This is a genomic window from Streptococcus sp. IMAU 99161 (assembly GCF_014435245.1).
Lineage (GTDB): Bacteria > Bacillota > Bacilli > Lactobacillales > Streptococcaceae > Streptococcus > Streptococcus lactarius.
In genome coordinates this window covers 24,317-40,399 of sequence record NZ_JAAPAW010000014.1, presented here as the reverse complement: position 1 = coordinate 40,399, position 16,083 = coordinate 24,317, and the positions used below count along the sequence as shown (strand labels likewise).

Here is a 16,083-nt window from a genome sequence, read left to right as displayed (position 1 = left end):
CTTTTTTCAATCAAAATCAAGTCTTTTCATTCGTTTTCAACTGAATTTTTCTCTTGCAAAAAGGATTCGTTTTTGATAAACTATATGTAACTTTTAAAACGTTACATAGGAGAACTGACATGTTTGATGCAAAAAAACTAAAAGAAAGACGCCTAGAAAAAGGCTTGACCCAAGCTGATGTCTATGAGGATCTCAAGATTTCTCGCAAGACTTACTCTAGTTGGGAGAATGGCTTGGCGGAGCCACACGAAAAAAATCTCAGGAGGTTGGCCAAGCGCCTCTCCGTTAAAGAGGACTACTTTGTTAACAAAGACTCCGCACTCTACACCTACCCTTTATTAACCCCACCTCACCAAAAGAAAGTCGACCAATTGGCCAGCCAGTTATTGGAACAGCAGCAAAAAGTTGTTTCCTTAACGGCCTATAAGGTTCTTTCGATTGAGCTAGCAGCTGGTTTAGGACATACCTTTTATGACAATGAGACCGACTATGAAACCGTCTATTTTGACAAAGAGATCCAACACGACTTTGCCTCTTGGGTATCCGGAAATTCGATGGAACCTCTCTATCCCAATGGCTCTGTTGCCCTCATGAAGCAGACCGGATTTGACTACGATGGGGCTGTCTATGCCCTCATCTGGAATGGAAAAACCTACATCAAGAAAGTCTATCGGGAGGCTGAAGGTTTACGCCTAGAATCCATCAACCCTGACTACGGTGATTTATTCGCTCCTTATGAAGACGAGCCAAAAATTGTCGGGATTGTGGTCGGGCATTTCCTACCGCTTGAGGTGTAAGTATGCTATTTGATTATTCACGTGAGCCTCATTCGGATATTGCTTTTGTGGATATGAAAAGTTTTTATGCCAGTTGTGAGTGTGTCCGTCTGGGCCTCAACCCCTTAACGACTTCTCTTTGTGTCATGAGCCGAAGCGACAATTCTGCTGGTTTGATTTTGGCGAGCTCTCCTGTTTTCAAACAGGTCTTTGGCAAGAAGAATGTCAGCCGGAGCTACGACCTGCCTTTTGATCTCAAGACCAGAAAATTCAATAGCTACGTCGCAAAAAAGCAAGGATTGCCGACGGATCCAGGCTTTATTGCTTACATTGAATTCTGGGCCAAAAGGACCCTGATTGTGCCACCACGCATGAATACCTACATTCAGGTCAATATGGAAATTCAGAAGGTTTTTCAAGAGTTTGCGGCACCGGATGATATTTTCCCTTACTCGATTGACGAAGGCTTTATCGATCTGACTTCTTCCTTAAATTATTTTATTCCAGATTCCTCCCTCTCGCGAAAGGAAAAACTGGACCTTCTTTCTGCCAGGATCCAAAAAAGGATCTGGCAAGAAACTGGAATCTATTCTACCATCGGCCTCAGCAACGCCAATCCCCTTCTTGCCAAGCTAGCCTTGGACAATGAAGCCAAGCATTGCCGAAATATGCGCTCCAATTGGTCTTACGAAGACGTAGAAAGCAAGGTCTGGAAACTGCCCCAGCTCACTGATTTTTGGGGCATTGGACGTCGCACTGAAAAACGATTGCAAGGGATCGGGATCACGTCAATTAAAGAACTGGCCCAGGCTCATCCCGATCTCTTAAAGAAAGAATTCGGAGTCATGGGGCTGCAACTTTGGTTCCATGCCCATGGCATTGATGAAAGCAATGTCCACAAGCCTTATCGTCCGAAGTCACGAGGCATTGGCAACTCTCAAATCTTGCCCTATGACTACCATCTACAAGCTGACATTGAGCTGGTGTTTCGTGAGATGGCTGAACAGGTGGCTATCCGCTTGCGACGGAAAAAAAAGAAGACCCAGCTAGTCTCCATTCATGCCTCCTACTCCAAAATTGAGGGGCTTCCGTCCATTCATTGCCAGCAAAAGATTGAACCTACCCAATCCACCAAGATTCTATCCGATACGGTTCTACGACTCTTTCGCTCCAAGTATGAAGGCGGAGCCATTCGGCAGATTGGCGTTTTTTATGGAGAATTGGTCGAGGAGTCCCTCCAACTTTTTTCTCTCTTTGATAACCCAGTAGCCCTAGAAAAAGAGGAAAAACTCCAGCAGACAATTGATCGCATTCGGGACCAATTTGGCTTTGCCTCTCTTCAGAAAGGCTCCTCACTACTAGAAAACTCTCGAGCTATTGCACGCAGTAAACTAACAGGCGGACATTCCGCAGGAGGCTTAGATGGATTAACATGATCGACCGTTCTTATCTCCCTTATCAATCCGCACGCGAATTTCAAGACCGTGGCATGGCCAAATGGGCCGGCTTCTTTTTATCTGAGCACACAACTGCCCTTCAGACAAAAGAAATCAACCGCAATCAACTCAACGTTCTTCCTCTTTCTGAGCAGATTCAGCTCCTCGAGCAGTCCTTTCAACAACAAACGCCGGTCTCGATCACAACTCTAGAAAGCAATCAATTTGCAACCTACACAGGTTCGATTCACACCTTATCTGCTTCTGAGCTTCTTCTCAAAGGCGAGGACCACTACCACCGGCTCCTTCTGACCTCTATCATTTTTATTGAATCTGAGGAAACACCGTATGAAACCTATTCAGACTAAACACGAGTTACAATTTGATTATTTTTCGGAGAATTACCACCAATTTGAGATGGACTTTTACAAGTGGGCCGCTACTTCTACACCGCTTGTATTTCTAGAAGACGATATTCTCCACTCTATGGCCGCAGGCCAGCGAAACTATTTTCGTCTTCACCATACTAAAAGTCGAGATCATCGAGACCATTATTTCTACTTTAAGGTTTCCACTCTTTCCCAATCACCCCTGACCCGTATTTACACTTATACAGGACATCACTTACAAAAGATAGATCCTCATCAGACAGATAAAAAGGATAGCTTGATTTGAGAAGCTATCCTTTTTCTTGATTTATGCTATTCACTACAGTCCGTACGAGTGATTAGAATCCATCCACGTTTGTGTAGATTTTTTGAACGTCCTCATCATCTTCAAGAACGCTGTAAAGTTTTTCAAAAGTTTCCAAATCTTCACCTGACAACTCAACTTCTGATTGAGGAATCATCGCCAGTTCAGTAACTTGGAATTCTTCCACACCTGATTCACGCAAAGCAACGATGGCTTTGTGAAGATCAGTTGGAGCAGTGTAGACTGTGATGGTTCCTTCTTCAGCTTCAACATCATCCACGTCGACATCAGCTTCTAGCAACTGCTCAAAAATGGCGTCGGCATCATCACCAGCAAAGACGATAACACCTTTGTTATCAAATAGGTAAGATACAGACCCTGAAGCGCCCATGTTTCCGCCGTTTTTACCAAAAGCAGATCTTACGTTAGCAGCTGTACGGTTGACGTTTGACGTCAAGGTATCAACGATCAACATTGAACCATTTGGTCCGAAGCCTTCGTAACGCCCTTCTGTAAAGGTTTCATCGGTGTTCCCTTTTGCCTTATCGATCGCTTTGTCAATCACGTGTTTTGGTACTTGCGCTTGTTTCGCACGGTCGATAACGAATTTCAAAGCAGTATTTGATTCTGGATCTGGTTCACCCTTTTTAGCAGCTACATAGATCTCAACACCAAATTTGGCATATACTTTTGAGTTGGCACCATCTTTGGCAGTTTTTTTGGCAACAATATTGGCCCATTTACGTCCCATGAGGATTCTCCTTAAATTTTTTCAAATTATTTTCAATCTTTTATATTATATCACAAATCGCGGAACTTAGACTAGATTTTTCTATTTTTAGAAAGGATACTATTCTGCTTTCAAATGTCTATAGACATCATCAATGAAGATATTAGCCATTCGTTTTTTAAAAGCTTCATTGTTAAGAAGGGCTCCAAACAAATCTTGACTTTGAGAGTAACCCTCTGTTAACGCATTATCAATTTCTTCTTCAAAAGCAAATTTAAAATCTTCCCGAGAGTTAACATGCGCTGATTGTTTAAGCCTTGGATTCTTTTTCAATAACTCACGAATAGAGACTGCACCACTTATTCCAACTTCTGGTTCAATATCCAAATCTAACTGTTCATTTATTTCATCCAGAATTTCTGACAAGCGCTTTTCCTGATCTTCTGTCACTGATGTTAAACTTGGTTTAGGTAAGTTCACCTCATACTTTTGATCCAATTCGGAAACTCCCACAAATGAACCTGTCTTTTTATGTTTCATATAATCAACGACTATCTTATCGGCGATTGTAAAGTCATCACTACCAATCCGAACGTCAATCATCTTCACTAAGCGTTGAAGATAATTGTATCGCTCGTGTAAGACCTCGTTTTGGTAAGCTGTAGCTTGAATCAGGAAGGTGTACATCCGTAAGAAACCTCGAATCACCTTACGAATAGATAGCTGTTCTTTATCAGTGTAGCGTCTGACTCTCTCATATCCTTGGTTTAGAAGAGCCACCATTTTTTGTTTATCCCGACTAGAACGTTTCTCTTGGTACAGATATTGGTTGAACTCATGGACAATATCCGTATCTAAAATGCTATACTCATCCAATTTTTTATCTAAGTCTAAAACATCTCGAGGTGAAATCGTTTCTGATAGAATCGTTGTTCGGTAATATGGGGCAAAAGCAGATTGAATATCTTCATAAGTGTTTTTAAAATCAAGAATAAAGGTCTTCTTGTTGTAACCTCTGAAAATTCGATTCAGACGAGACAATGTCTGAACAGCCGCAACGCTCCGTAATTTCTTATCGACATACATGGCTACCAACTTGGGTTGATCAAATCCTGTTTGGTATTTATTAGCCACAATCAAGACCTGATAGTCATCTGTATTAAACTGATCTTTTAAAGCATCTTCTTTACAGTGATTCATCTGTAATTCAGAGTATTCCTTACCACGATAATTTACCTTACCTGAGAAAGCAATCAAGGTCCCAATGCTCGTAATACTATGATCTTCAAAATACTTCTGAAAGGCTAGCTGGTACTTAACCGCAGCTTCACGTCCAGATGTCACAATCATTGCCTTCCCATGTCCACCTAACTCAGCCATAATATCATGACTGATAAAATGATCCATGATGATCTCCACTTTTTGATTGATATTTTCATCAGATAATTCAATAAACTTAGCAATCTTACGTTTGGCAATAGTAGTTTTCAGTTCAGGATCTTCTTCTACAGCCTTGTTTAGCTTGCAATAGGTCTTATAGGTCGTGTAGTTATTGAGGACATCCAAGATAAAGCCTTCATTGATTGCTTGTTTCATACTGTAGACATCAAAAGGAGCTTTAGAACCGTCTGACTGGGTCGTACCAAACAACTGTAGGGTGGTTGCCTTAGGAGTGGCTGTAAAGGCAATGATTGAAACGTTATCTTGCTTACCTGTACGCGCAATCTCCTGCTCAATCGCATCCGCAACGATTACTTCCTGCACCTCATCGATGTTTCTATCTTCTGTATCCGTTTCAGTCAAGACCTGACTGATAGAACTCATATAAGAGCCTGTCGTCGAACTATGAGCTTCATCAATCAAAATAGCAAACTTCTTATTGGCGGTATTGCCAACAGACATCCAATCAGACTGATTAATCTGGGCGAACTTATGGATTGTCGTTGCAATGATTTTTGTATTTCCTGCAATGGCATCAGCTAAATCACTTGATGTTTCACGATCACCCATCACTTTCACGACACCGTTCTTATGGTTAATCTGTCTAACAGCATCTTGTAACTGACGGTCTACTACAATACGGTCTGTGACAATCAAGACTGTATCGACAATATTTCTGTTTTGGTCATCATGAAGGGACACTAAGCTGTGGGCAAGCCAAGCAATAGTGTTCGTTTTTCCTGAACCCGCTGAGTGTTGAATCAAATAATTGTTATCTGTATGATTGGTCTTCATATCTTCCAGAAGGCGACTAACGGCTCTACGTTGATGATATCTTGGGAAGATAAGAGTTTTCTTTTTAGAGTTGCTCTTATCGACTTCATAAAAGATGAAACTCTCAACCAGTTGGAGAATACTGTCCATGGTCAGGACGTCTAGCCATAAATACTCTGTGTCCACTCCGTCTGGATTATGGGGATTCCCACTTCCCGTTTCAATCCCTTCTCCTTTCCCCATGTTAAAAGGTAGGAAATAGGTTTCTTGGCCTTTTAACTGGGTAGTCATGTAGACTTCCAAGGTATCTACAGCAAAGGAAGCCAAGACCCCCTGCTCAAAACGAAAGAGGCGATTTTTGGGATTGCGACCCTTGAGTTGCTTGATAGCATCCTGGACCGATTGACCATTTGGATTGAACTTGAGCTCAATAGCAAAAAGGGCTAATCCATTGATAAAGATAACGAGATCGATGCGATCATCTTCTTCATAAACCGCTTCTTCAATCACTGACAAGCGATTGGCTTGGTATTGCTGAAGGGCCTTTTCATTAAAACTAGTCGCAGGTTTGCGATAGAGAAGACGCAATTGCTTGTTTTCAATAAAGACACCCTCTTTTAAGGCGAACAAAAATCCACCCTTGACGATTTCTGTATTGATGAGATTGATGATCGTCTCCTTACTCAGTTTTTTAAGGAGATAATCCATAGTCTCCTCCTGGGTCTCCAACAGAAAGTCCCAGAGGAGCTCCACATCCATGGCTAATCGAGGCTCGTAGCAAGTAGCATCCCGCTGGATATAACCATTTTTTTCTTTCAAATCTTTGATAATCCACTGCTGGAAATCATAGCGCTCCTTCAAGCCCAAATTTGCCATAGTTTCTCACTTTCTAACATTTCGTTGGTTCAGTTCATTTCTTAAACGTAATTTTTTCTTCATTGAGAGTTCTGATTATATACTCATCAATCAATTTATTATCTTCTTCATTTTTTGAAACATAAGTTTTAATATTAATTGGAGTTCTACGCTCTAATAAACGATGAATAACTTCATCACTTCTATCATTGTACCAAGTCCAGTCTACTTCAGGGTAAAGCCCTCGGATATTTTCTTTGATATCTTTTAAAATGTCAAACTCTGAAAAATATCCTTCTATGCTTAGATTGTATAAATCACCTACTGACTGTTCTCTTGGATCTGGGAAGGTTTTTATACCATCCTCATAACTTTTATTAATTCTTTCAATCAAGTATTGGTAGATTTTATTTTGTAGCTTAGAAAAATCATATACTTTAGCAAGCATCAGTTCAATTACTTTGTAATAATCAATATTTTCTGAATCCTCATAAGTGCTTAGAATTTCTAGAACATCTTGTTTAGTATCCTCTTCAAGATTTTTAAATATATAACGTAACAAATCAGAATACTCCATAATATTTTTAACATCATTATTTTGATATTTAATTTTTAAAATATCTATATTGAGCTTTTCAAGCATTATTTTCGCAGTTTCTTCTTCAGTTGAGCAGTATTTTAATAACTGAGAATATAATGGATACGCTGAATGATATAAAGAAAAATCATTCCCTAAAATTATGTTTAAATGTTTATTAACAATCTCAAGTATCTTAGATTTCGACAAATCATTGTTAATTGCACTTTTATTATCAAGGACGACTTTAATAAGCCCCTTAATTTCTTTATCTAAATTAAAATATAGTGTTTGAGAGTCTAAAACATTTATTATTTTTGATACATCTATATCATCAACCAGAGGTAAAAAATTTAGTAGATTTCTGAGTTCATGGAGATGAGTATCTACATGAGATTTAACTTTTTCTTGCAGATAGGCTATTCTATTAAATAAAAACTCTTTTGCTTCTTCAGTAACTTTTATTTTACTAAATGAATAATTTCTAAAATATAAATTTACTACTTTAAAATCTATACTAGGAAGAATCAATTGAACGTCATCCAAATCAAGTTCCCAAATCATTGATGCTGTTCCTTCAAAAATAGATTTTTCATGGTTTACATATGAATTATCATAACTGAGTAATAACATTTCTAAATATCTATTAATGATTGATTTAAACATTTTATAATGTTCAACACATAAACAGTTTAGTTTTATAAAGTTATAAAGATTTTTCACTTCAAATTCAGCATTATAGAGATGGTTATTAAAAGAATGTCCTCCCCTCCTATAGTTTTCATGCTCTTCACGAATTTCATCGAATAATTCATTAATCGCTTCTAATTTTCTGTATAAAAAATTGAAGTTAAGGATTGAATCTCTAAAAAATTCGATTATTTTTTTCTCATTACCTGTAACAGAGTTAATGATTTGTTCTGTGAGTTCATTTAGTTCCCCACTATATAATGATTCAGCATAATTATGTGTTTCTTCAAAAAGATTTATGGAGATACGTTGGAAATTAAATTCACACACAAGGAAATTAAAATAGTCTTTTTGACGAAATGCTGTATTCGCTAACTCTCTAAACTTTGCTTTTGCTAAATCATATTGTTTTTCTTCATATAACTCGAACGCCTCCATTAAAAATCCATTTGCTTTGAATTCTCTGGTTTCTTCAAAGTCAAGATCAAAAAAATGTTTTAAGAGAGATTTGTTAGTGACCATATTTCGTAGTTCTTCATGATCCTCAATTTCAAATCTTAAGTCATCTTTTCCAAACCAGCTATAGCTATCACCGCTGTTTAAAGCTCTTCTCTTTAAAGTGGAGTATGTCGAAAAATCTTTCGAATCGATAAAACTGAGTCTATCTAAAAAAGCAAGTTGATTCCATAAATCTTCAGCATTCTTTACCGTGCTTTTCCTATTTTCAGCAAGAGTCTCTAAAAATCTCTTTGTACTAAAATACTTTTTGTTCTGATTGTCCGTTTCTTCATCAGAAAAAGTTTCGTTAGAAACAATTATAATGCCTTGTTTCTTATAATACTCTCTAATAATCATCGAAGGTTCTTCAGGTGTATAAAAATAGGCAAATTTAGCATCCAATTTAAATGTGTTCTGAATCAATCGAAATATAGAATTAAAAGTAGAATCACCTAAAGAATAACCTACGAACAATAAGGTATGGTTCATTATCAATGACTGAATTAAAGTAGAAACCATTGGGAAATTCAACGCATAGTCTAAGTAATCATCCTCTTTTAAAACAATATTTTTCTTGCTGAAGTCTCCATGCATTTTAATTAAATATCTTTCAGAACTTGTGTATGGGATATCTTTATCCTCTGCGACTATATTGTACTTCAGCAAGCCATTTTCAAACTGATCTTCCAGTAGAGAATCATAGTTTGTCGTAATAATATGTTTCGGAGCTATTTTCTCTATTAGTGTATGTAACTCATTTGGTTTACTTGTTCCCTTACTAAAGAAAACTTCCTCTATCTTTTTTGTATACTGATTTTTCCCAAAGGTATCATAATAATATTGAGCAACTCTTAGGGGATCTTTTGTTTTTTCTTCTGGTAAATTCAACTCTTTTTTTAATGATTGAATCAATTCTCCCCAAGTTGGCAAATTTGAATTAGCTGATATGCCTGCACCAACAAATAAGATTAAAGAATTTTCCTTAATAGATTTCTTTATTTGAGATACAGATAGACTATAATTTTCTTCCATATTTTAAGACCATCCTATCATTCACTTGTTTCAACCAAATACAAGTTACTATACTATACTCTTCTCTTCCCCGTTACATAATCATAAATAAGAGTTTGTCGTTGTTTATTAATATTTTCAATTTGTTGGTTCTTGATTTGAATTAGTTTATTGATACTTTCAAGTTGATTATCTAGATATTTTACACATTTTTGAATTACTACATCATCAGGAATGGCAACTTTAAAATCAGATATTTCACCAGAAGATATATTAGGTTGGGCAGAACCATTTGAATTCAATTGAATATAGCTCATGAAGGAATCAGTAGATAAACAATAATATATCCATTTGTTTATCTCAGATTCTATAATACCTACGCGTTGATTTATAACACTATATACATTAGGTTCTTGATTAACAAATGATATCTTACCTACAGTTGCACCACTCATAGCTATTAAAATTTGACTTTTTCTAATTCTGTAAAGGTCTAACTTACTATTAAAACTAGTAAAAACATTTAATGCCGTATTAAAATCTATACCGGATGACTTAAAATCTCCAATTCTAATAACCTTGACTCCTGTTTGCTCCATAGTTAATTGTTTACTATCAAAAGCATAACCATTTTTAAACTTAATTAAATACTTAAGTAGCTTCACTCCCCACCCTTCGGGTACCTGTCCGATCCAGTCGATTTCTGAATCTTTCATAGGAACTGTTTTATCCAATCCTTTTGTGACGGTCTCATAAATCAAGCTTGCGCGGTAGTCTTTAAGTTTTTGAATCTGCTCTTCCAATAGGGCTTTAACCTTATCTAACTGGGCGGTTTTCTTATCTAGAATCTCTACAATTCTTTCTTGTTCTGATATAGGTGGCAGGATAACTTTTATTCTTTCTATAACTCCCATACCTATATTTTGTTGAGTTCCAAAAGACCAATTAAATTCTACCTGAGCTTTAAAGATAGTAGATAACAAATAAAAATAAATGTATTTTTGAATAGCTAATGTTTTTGTGCTTCTAATTAAAGCTAACGGAGACCAAATATCAAAAATTTCATCAGTAGTTACTATGCCAACATTTCCTGTTGTAGCTCCAGATTTTACGATATAAATATCATCTTTTTTAGGTGATACTTTTTTCTTAAAACGTTCATGGTCTCGTAATGAAATGTATCCACGCTTGTAATTAAAATCTAAAATCCCGTCTTTTACAGCTTCTGCAGATAGGAATGGGATGCCTGTTTCATATAACACTGGTGTTTCATGCGGTCCATCTGTAACAGGTGTCTCTACAATGTTCTTTATTGGTCTCACTTCCCACTCTTGAGGTATCTGTCCGATCCAGTCGATACCACTCTCTTTCATCCTAGTCATGTTTGAGTTCCTCCAAAAACGTCTGTAGTTCTGCTTCCAAGTCATAGAACTCTGCCAAGAGCTTTTCTGCACTTTCTGGTGCTTTGTATTGATAGAAATAGCGGGTAAAAGGGATCTCGGCTCCATAGCCCTTTTCCTCATCAAACCAGTAGTGGGCGTCAGGTACATGTGGGTAGACTTCACGCGCAAAGTAGGCTTCCACATTCTCTGTCAGCTTAACGATTTCACTATCTTTGGTTGTCTTATCATAGACAATCCCATCAGCAATCTCATTTGGCTTGTCTTTCTTGTTAGTTCGGATGACTTCTGCTGTCTTGTCCATTTCACTCATAGCAAGAGCTAACGCATTGATATTAGCAGGCGTGACCTTGATATCCCCCAACAAGTCCTTGATGACTTGGACAAAGATTTCGAAGTTAGGATAGGTCTCTTTAGAGATTCCCTTACGAAGAGCATCTAAGATAGCTTCTTGCTTAGCCTTTCCAGCTTCGAAGTCTTGTAATTTCTTTTCATCCTTGGCTGAGCGTGGTTCCATCTCTAGCAATTCTTGATACTGGTATTCGTCAAATAGTTTAGCTAGGAAAGGAGCACTTTTTGCCTTCTCAATGGTTTCCTCAGTAATCCAGCCACGACGTTGTAGAGGCTGCATGACAGTATATTCTCGGTAAAGAAATTCTTCCTTATCAAAAATCTTCACATGGTCATTTTCTGTAAAATTGTCATACCATTGGAGTATTTGGCGGATATTATCTTGAGACAATTCACGACGTTTTTGTCCTAGAGATTTGCGCAGAGGAACAAACTCCTCTGTCGCATCGATAAATTGGACCTTGTTTTGACGCTCAGGAGATTTGTTTTTATTGTAAATCCAGATATAAATCCCAATTCCTGTATTGTAGAAAAACTGTCCTGGTAGGGCAATAATAGCTTCAAGCAAGTCATTCTCAAGGATATAACGTCGGATCTGACTCTCCCCAGATGAAGTACCACCAGAAAAGAGAGGAGAACCATTTGAAATAATAGCTGCTCGTCCATTTTCTTCTAGTTTAGCTAAACCATGAAGATGGAAAAGCAATTGGGCATCGCCAGTTCCCGGGGTCGCAACAAAACGTCCTTGTCGTCCTTCTGTAGTCACAAATAGTTTATGATCTTCCTTAACAGCTTCTTCGACACCATCGTCCGCATCTTTCCCGCCCCAAGATTGACCAAAGGGAGGATTGGCAATGACAAAACTCATCTTCGTATCTGGGAATGGATCGGGATCTTTTAGAGTGTCCGCCTTCACAAAATAATCCGAATCTTCTTGACGAATCAACATATCCGCTCGGCCAATCCCGAAAGTCTCATCTAAAACTTCCTGACCAAAAAGACGGACATTTGCCCCTGTATCAAGCTTACGGATATAACTTTTGGCTGTCGCTAGCATGCCACCTGTCCCGGCTGCCATATCTAAGATTTTCAACTCTTTTTTATCAACAAATAAGTCTTCATCGGCTTCGATTAAGAGCAGATTGACCATTAGAGCAATGACTTCACGAGGAGTATAGTGAGATCCAGCTTCCTCATTTTCAGAAAAGCGACGGATAATATCCTCAAACATATAGCCCATCACCATATAGTCCACAGAACTTGGCGATAGGTCGATCTGAGAGAATTTTTTGATGACAGTAAAAAGACGTCCAGACTTTGCAAGCGTGTGGACCTGTTCTTTAAACTTCAGATTTTCAATAATGTCCTTCACACGACAAGAGTAACCATCTAAATAGGCAATAAAATTTTCCTCAATCGCATTGGGATCATTTTGGAGGTTTTCAAGCGTAAAAGGACTGGTATTATAGTATTTATAGCCAGACTTGTTCTCAAGAACTTTCTCTGGTGTATTGGAATTTGACTGATAAAGCGCAACTACTTCGTCTTTGGTCGGTAATAGGGCAGCTTCTAGACGAGTCAAGACAAACATTGGAATGATAACATCTCGATACTTATCCGCACGATAAGCCCCACGTAAGGTATTTGCTATCGACCAAACTGCATTGACCACATTTGAAATCTGAACATCGTTCGATTGAAATAATGGTAGTTTTTCTTTAAAATTAGACATTTGCTTCCCCTATTTTTATATTAACATTCGCTTTTATTATACCATAAAAGCCCACTTATAAAGCAGGCTCAAATAAGATTTTAAGTAAAACGATTATACAAGATCTTTAAATACAAAAACTTAGTAATGATCTTTAAATGACAGAAAGGCAACACCTGACTCATCTAGCATATAAATCAGGCGATTTTCTGCATCAATCCGCCTTGACCACGCTCCTTGAAAGTCATATTTCAAGGGCTCAGGCTTACCAATCCCTGCAAATGGATCCCTTTGTATCTCTTTGATAAGGGTATTGATTCGCTTCAGTGTTTTTTTGTCCTGACGTTGCCAGTAACAATAATCCTTCCAGGCATCTTCTGTAAACTTGAGTAACATCCGTTACCCCTCAATCTCATGGAGTTGAACCTGACCAGCTCGGACTTCTGCCATGCCCCGCAAGACCTTATCCGACAATTCCTTGTTCTGGGCTACTCGCAGGGTTTCTTGAATGCTATCCCACTCGCTTTTAGAGATGACCACAATATCTTCATCTGGATTCTTATTTACAACCGTCAAAGGCTCAAACTCATCATTCACCTTCTTCATATAATCCTTCAAATGATTGCGGAATGTTGAATAAACGACTGCTTCCATTACCATACCTCATTCTACCTCTTTTCTTTTATTATACATGAAAAAGATAAACTTGTCAGGAACTTGTACAAGTTTTTCCCTCTCTACCTAATTATTCGTAAAAAAAAAATCTACTGTCTAAAAACATTTTTTAGACAGTAGATTAATACTGATTTCGTGCATCATCACTTTCTTGCCTAATGTGACAAAGATGCCTTTGTTATGTGGGCATAGGGGGAGCGTAAGACCGTTTATTTTTCCACTCTCACTGGCACCCGACCCCAGATCTGCTCTGGCAATTGGGGATGGCCCAATTGATAGACTTGGTCTGCTTGCTGGGTCAAGGCATCCCAAGGTTCCTTTCCAATCCGCGTCACCAGGTCCACTTGACCTTTTAGTGACTTGAGGTGGGCTTGGCCCTTTGCGGAAAATCCTAAGACATGGATAGCGGTCGGCAAGATTTCTTCTCTCGCACCTACTAAGATATAAGTCAAAATGCGGCGCACTCGCGCCTTAGTATAGCGCTTGGTTGAGACTTTCTCCACCAGGTCTTCCACAGAGCCAGCATTTCGAATGGCCTCCTTTATCCGATTGGCCAGTTCTTCATTGACTTGAAACACCTGTGTCAGGTCCGGATGAGTTAGGATTTGATAATTGAGTAGTTGGTCATAATCCTCCCAAGTCACCTGCGAAGCCGACTGAAAGAGTTGACTATTGGGCATAAACTTGTCGACAAAGTTCTGATCTTCCTTGTGTAGGCGTAGACTAGTCGCAGAAGCATAGGCCACGTTTTTTTCTTCTGAGTGATAACCCGCACCCTGCCGTTGGATGGGCTTCAGCGCAATCGCCTTTCCAGCACAAGCCTTGGCATAAGCTAGCCCCAGGATATGGTTGGGAGTATCTCCTGTGAACTCCACTCCAGCAAAGGTTTCCCACATTTTTTGGGTCTTTTGTGGATAGGATAAATCGTCAGGAAGACTTCGCAGGAAAGCTTCCATTTCCGCTTCTTTCTCCGAATAAACAGTCGCAATCGCTTGGTAATCTAAGACCTCTTCTGTCCCAAAGGTCAATTGGTCGATTCCCAGACGGGACAAGATCTCTACCGCACCCTTAGCAAAATGATCGGCCGACTGAACAGCCACGAGAAAGGGGAGCTCGACCACCAGGTCCGCTCCATTTTCCAAAGCCATCTGGGCCCGTGTCCACTTATCTACAATGGCAGGCTCACCACGTTGGACAAAATTGCCGGACATGGCAACAATCTTCAGCCCTTCTGCCTGATCCAACAGGTACCTGTGGCCATTGTGAAAAGGATTAAATTCTGCAATAATTCCTGTAACTGTCATGCTGTCCTACTTCTGTGCTACGAAAAACCAACGTTTGCTGGTCTTAGTTGGCTCTTTGTCTTCAAAGTCCGCGTAGAGTTTAAAGGATTGAAAGCCAGCCTGCTCCAGCAAAATATCATAGGTCAAGACTTCATAGGTGCGCTCTTCATGGACTTCATCGTGCCGACTAAAGGAGCCATCTTCTTCTTGGACGAAGAAGGTCAGCTCATGGACAATCGAGTGAGGGGCTTCATCTTCATAGGTATCCCAGAGCATGGCAAAATCTTCTGCATTTTCATGATAAGAATAGCCTGGGAAAACCTCATCCGTCTGGTAGGTTGAATGGACATCAAAGATAAAGACCCCGTCTTCATTAAGGGCATTGTAGACCTCTTTGAAGACATCCCCCACTTCCACTTCGTCCTGCATATAGCAGATGGAATCCGAGTAACAGGTCACAAAATCGTATTTACCAGCCTTGGATAAGTCCAGCATATTGCCCTCGATAAAAGCAATCTTTTGCTTGGCTGAAGCCGCTCTTTTTTCAGCAATCTTCAGCATGTCCGCACTCAAGTCTAATCCTGTTACGTCAAAGCCAGCTTGGGAAAAGCGGACAGACTGAATCCCTGTCCCACATGCCAATTCCAGTAATTTTTTCTTATCTTTTGTCTTTGGGAGATTACGGAGGGAAAAATCCGTCCACAAATCATACAGACTGTCATCCATGACCGCATCATAGACCGCTGCAAACGTTTCATAAGTCGCCATATTCATGATACCAAGTCCGCCTGTAATCCGATAGAAAATTAGGGGAGTGAGACAGAACGAGTTTTCTTAGAAAATTCGGTCGTTGTCTCACACCCGCAAGGCTGATTAGGTACTCTTCTGTGCTTAAAAAGCGAATAAAGAGTCCAATCAGCTACTGCGTCAAACAATAAATTTTATAGTTAACAATTTGACGTAGCCCTATCTATTTTCCGAGGATTACAGGACGGGTTCAAATCCTTTCTAAGATACAAAGAGCGTTAAAAGCAAAGAGAAAATAGGAAACTTTCTGCCGTATCGTCAGATACAAAGGAAATTACTCTTTTTCTCACAGCTTTTAGCTCGTGTTTAATTAAGAAAACAACCAAACACGAGGCCCCATCCTTTCTTTCCATAGAATTTCAATTTAACCAACAAA

Annotated in this window: 13 protein-coding genes; 4 read left to right on the top strand and 9 right to left on the bottom strand. The window is 39.0% G+C overall.

Annotated elements, in window-relative coordinates; genetic code table 11:
- The first annotated feature begins 119 nt into the window (after window positions 1-119).
- Genes HA044_RS08665 through HA044_RS08650 form a run of 4 tightly spaced genes read left to right on the top strand, consistent with a single transcriptional unit; the run spans window position 120 to window position 2,887 of the window.
- Complete coding sequence (locus HA044_RS08665; RefSeq protein WP_187540800.1) at window positions 120-797, top strand: XRE family transcriptional regulator; 678 nt, start codon at window positions 120-122, stop codon at window positions 795-797.
- Window positions 798-799: 2 nt separating this feature from the next.
- The gene (locus tag HA044_RS08660) at window positions 800-2,212 is read left to right on the top strand and encodes a Y-family DNA polymerase (RefSeq protein ID WP_187540799.1); all 1,413 of its coding nucleotides are present in this window, start codon (window positions 800-802) and stop codon (window positions 2,210-2,212) included.
- On the top strand, window positions 2,209-2,580 hold the full coding sequence (locus HA044_RS08655; RefSeq protein WP_187540798.1) for a hypothetical protein: 372 nt from the start codon (window positions 2,209-2,211) through the stop codon (window positions 2,578-2,580). The genes HA044_RS08660 and HA044_RS08655 overlap by 4 nt, the downstream gene beginning before the upstream one ends.
- A complete protein-coding gene (locus tag HA044_RS08650) occupies window positions 2,561-2,887 on the top strand; it encodes a DUF5960 family protein (RefSeq protein ID WP_187540797.1) in 327 nt (108 codons plus the stop codon). The genes HA044_RS08655 and HA044_RS08650 overlap by 20 nt, the downstream gene beginning before the upstream one ends.
- A gap of 52 nt (window positions 2,888-2,939) precedes the next feature.
- Here HA044_RS08650 and HA044_RS08645 read toward each other — a convergent pair whose 3' ends face one another.
- The 9 genes from HA044_RS08645 to HA044_RS08605 all read right to left on the bottom strand — a co-directional run bounded on the left by HA044_RS08645 (window position 2,940) and on the right by HA044_RS08605 (window position 15,668).
- The gene (locus HA044_RS08645) at window positions 2,940-3,656 is read right to left on the bottom strand and encodes a YebC/PmpR family DNA-binding transcriptional regulator (protein WP_187540796.1); all 717 of its coding nucleotides are present in this window, start codon (window positions 3,654-3,656) and stop codon (window positions 2,940-2,942) included.
- 99 nt (window positions 3,657-3,755) lie between these two features.
- On the bottom strand, window positions 3,756-6,725 hold the full coding sequence (locus HA044_RS08640) for a type I restriction endonuclease subunit R (protein ID WP_187540795.1): 2,970 nt from the start codon (window positions 6,723-6,725) through the stop codon (window positions 3,756-3,758).
- Window positions 6,726-6,759: 34 nt separating this feature from the next.
- Window positions 6,760-9,501: an SIR2 family protein gene (locus HA044_RS08635; RefSeq protein ID WP_187540794.1), complete on the bottom strand. Its 2,742-nt coding sequence runs from the start codon at window positions 9,499-9,501 to the stop codon at window positions 6,760-6,762.
- Between the two features lie 53 nt (window positions 9,502-9,554).
- On the bottom strand, window positions 9,555-10,862 hold the full coding sequence (locus HA044_RS08630) for a restriction endonuclease subunit S (protein ID WP_187540793.1): 1,308 nt from the start codon (window positions 10,860-10,862) through the stop codon (window positions 9,555-9,557).
- The gene (locus HA044_RS08625) at window positions 10,855-12,963 is read right to left on the bottom strand and encodes a class I SAM-dependent DNA methyltransferase (RefSeq protein WP_187540792.1); all 2,109 of its coding nucleotides are present in this window, start codon (window positions 12,961-12,963) and stop codon (window positions 10,855-10,857) included. Before HA044_RS08625 ends, HA044_RS08630 begins: the two co-directional genes overlap by 8 nt.
- 120 nt (window positions 12,964-13,083) lie before the next feature.
- Window positions 13,084-13,338 carry a Txe/YoeB family addiction module toxin gene (locus tag HA044_RS08620; RefSeq protein WP_187540791.1) on the bottom strand — a complete coding sequence of 85 codons (255 nt, stop codon included), beginning with the start codon at window positions 13,336-13,338 and terminating at the stop codon, window positions 13,084-13,086.
- A gap of 3 nt (window positions 13,339-13,341) precedes the next feature.
- Complete coding sequence (locus HA044_RS08615; RefSeq protein ID WP_187540910.1) at window positions 13,342-13,596, bottom strand: type II toxin-antitoxin system Phd/YefM family antitoxin; 255 nt, start codon at window positions 13,594-13,596, stop codon at window positions 13,342-13,344.
- Between the two features lie 230 nt (window positions 13,597-13,826).
- On the bottom strand, window positions 13,827-14,921 hold the full coding sequence (locus HA044_RS08610; protein WP_187540790.1) for a nucleotidyltransferase: 1,095 nt from the start codon (window positions 14,919-14,921) through the stop codon (window positions 13,827-13,829).
- A 6-nt stretch (window positions 14,922-14,927) separates the two neighbouring features.
- The gene (locus tag HA044_RS08605) at window positions 14,928-15,668 is read right to left on the bottom strand and encodes a class I SAM-dependent methyltransferase (protein WP_316250455.1); all 741 of its coding nucleotides are present in this window, start codon (window positions 15,666-15,668) and stop codon (window positions 14,928-14,930) included.
- Window positions 15,669-16,083 lie beyond the last annotated feature (415 nt).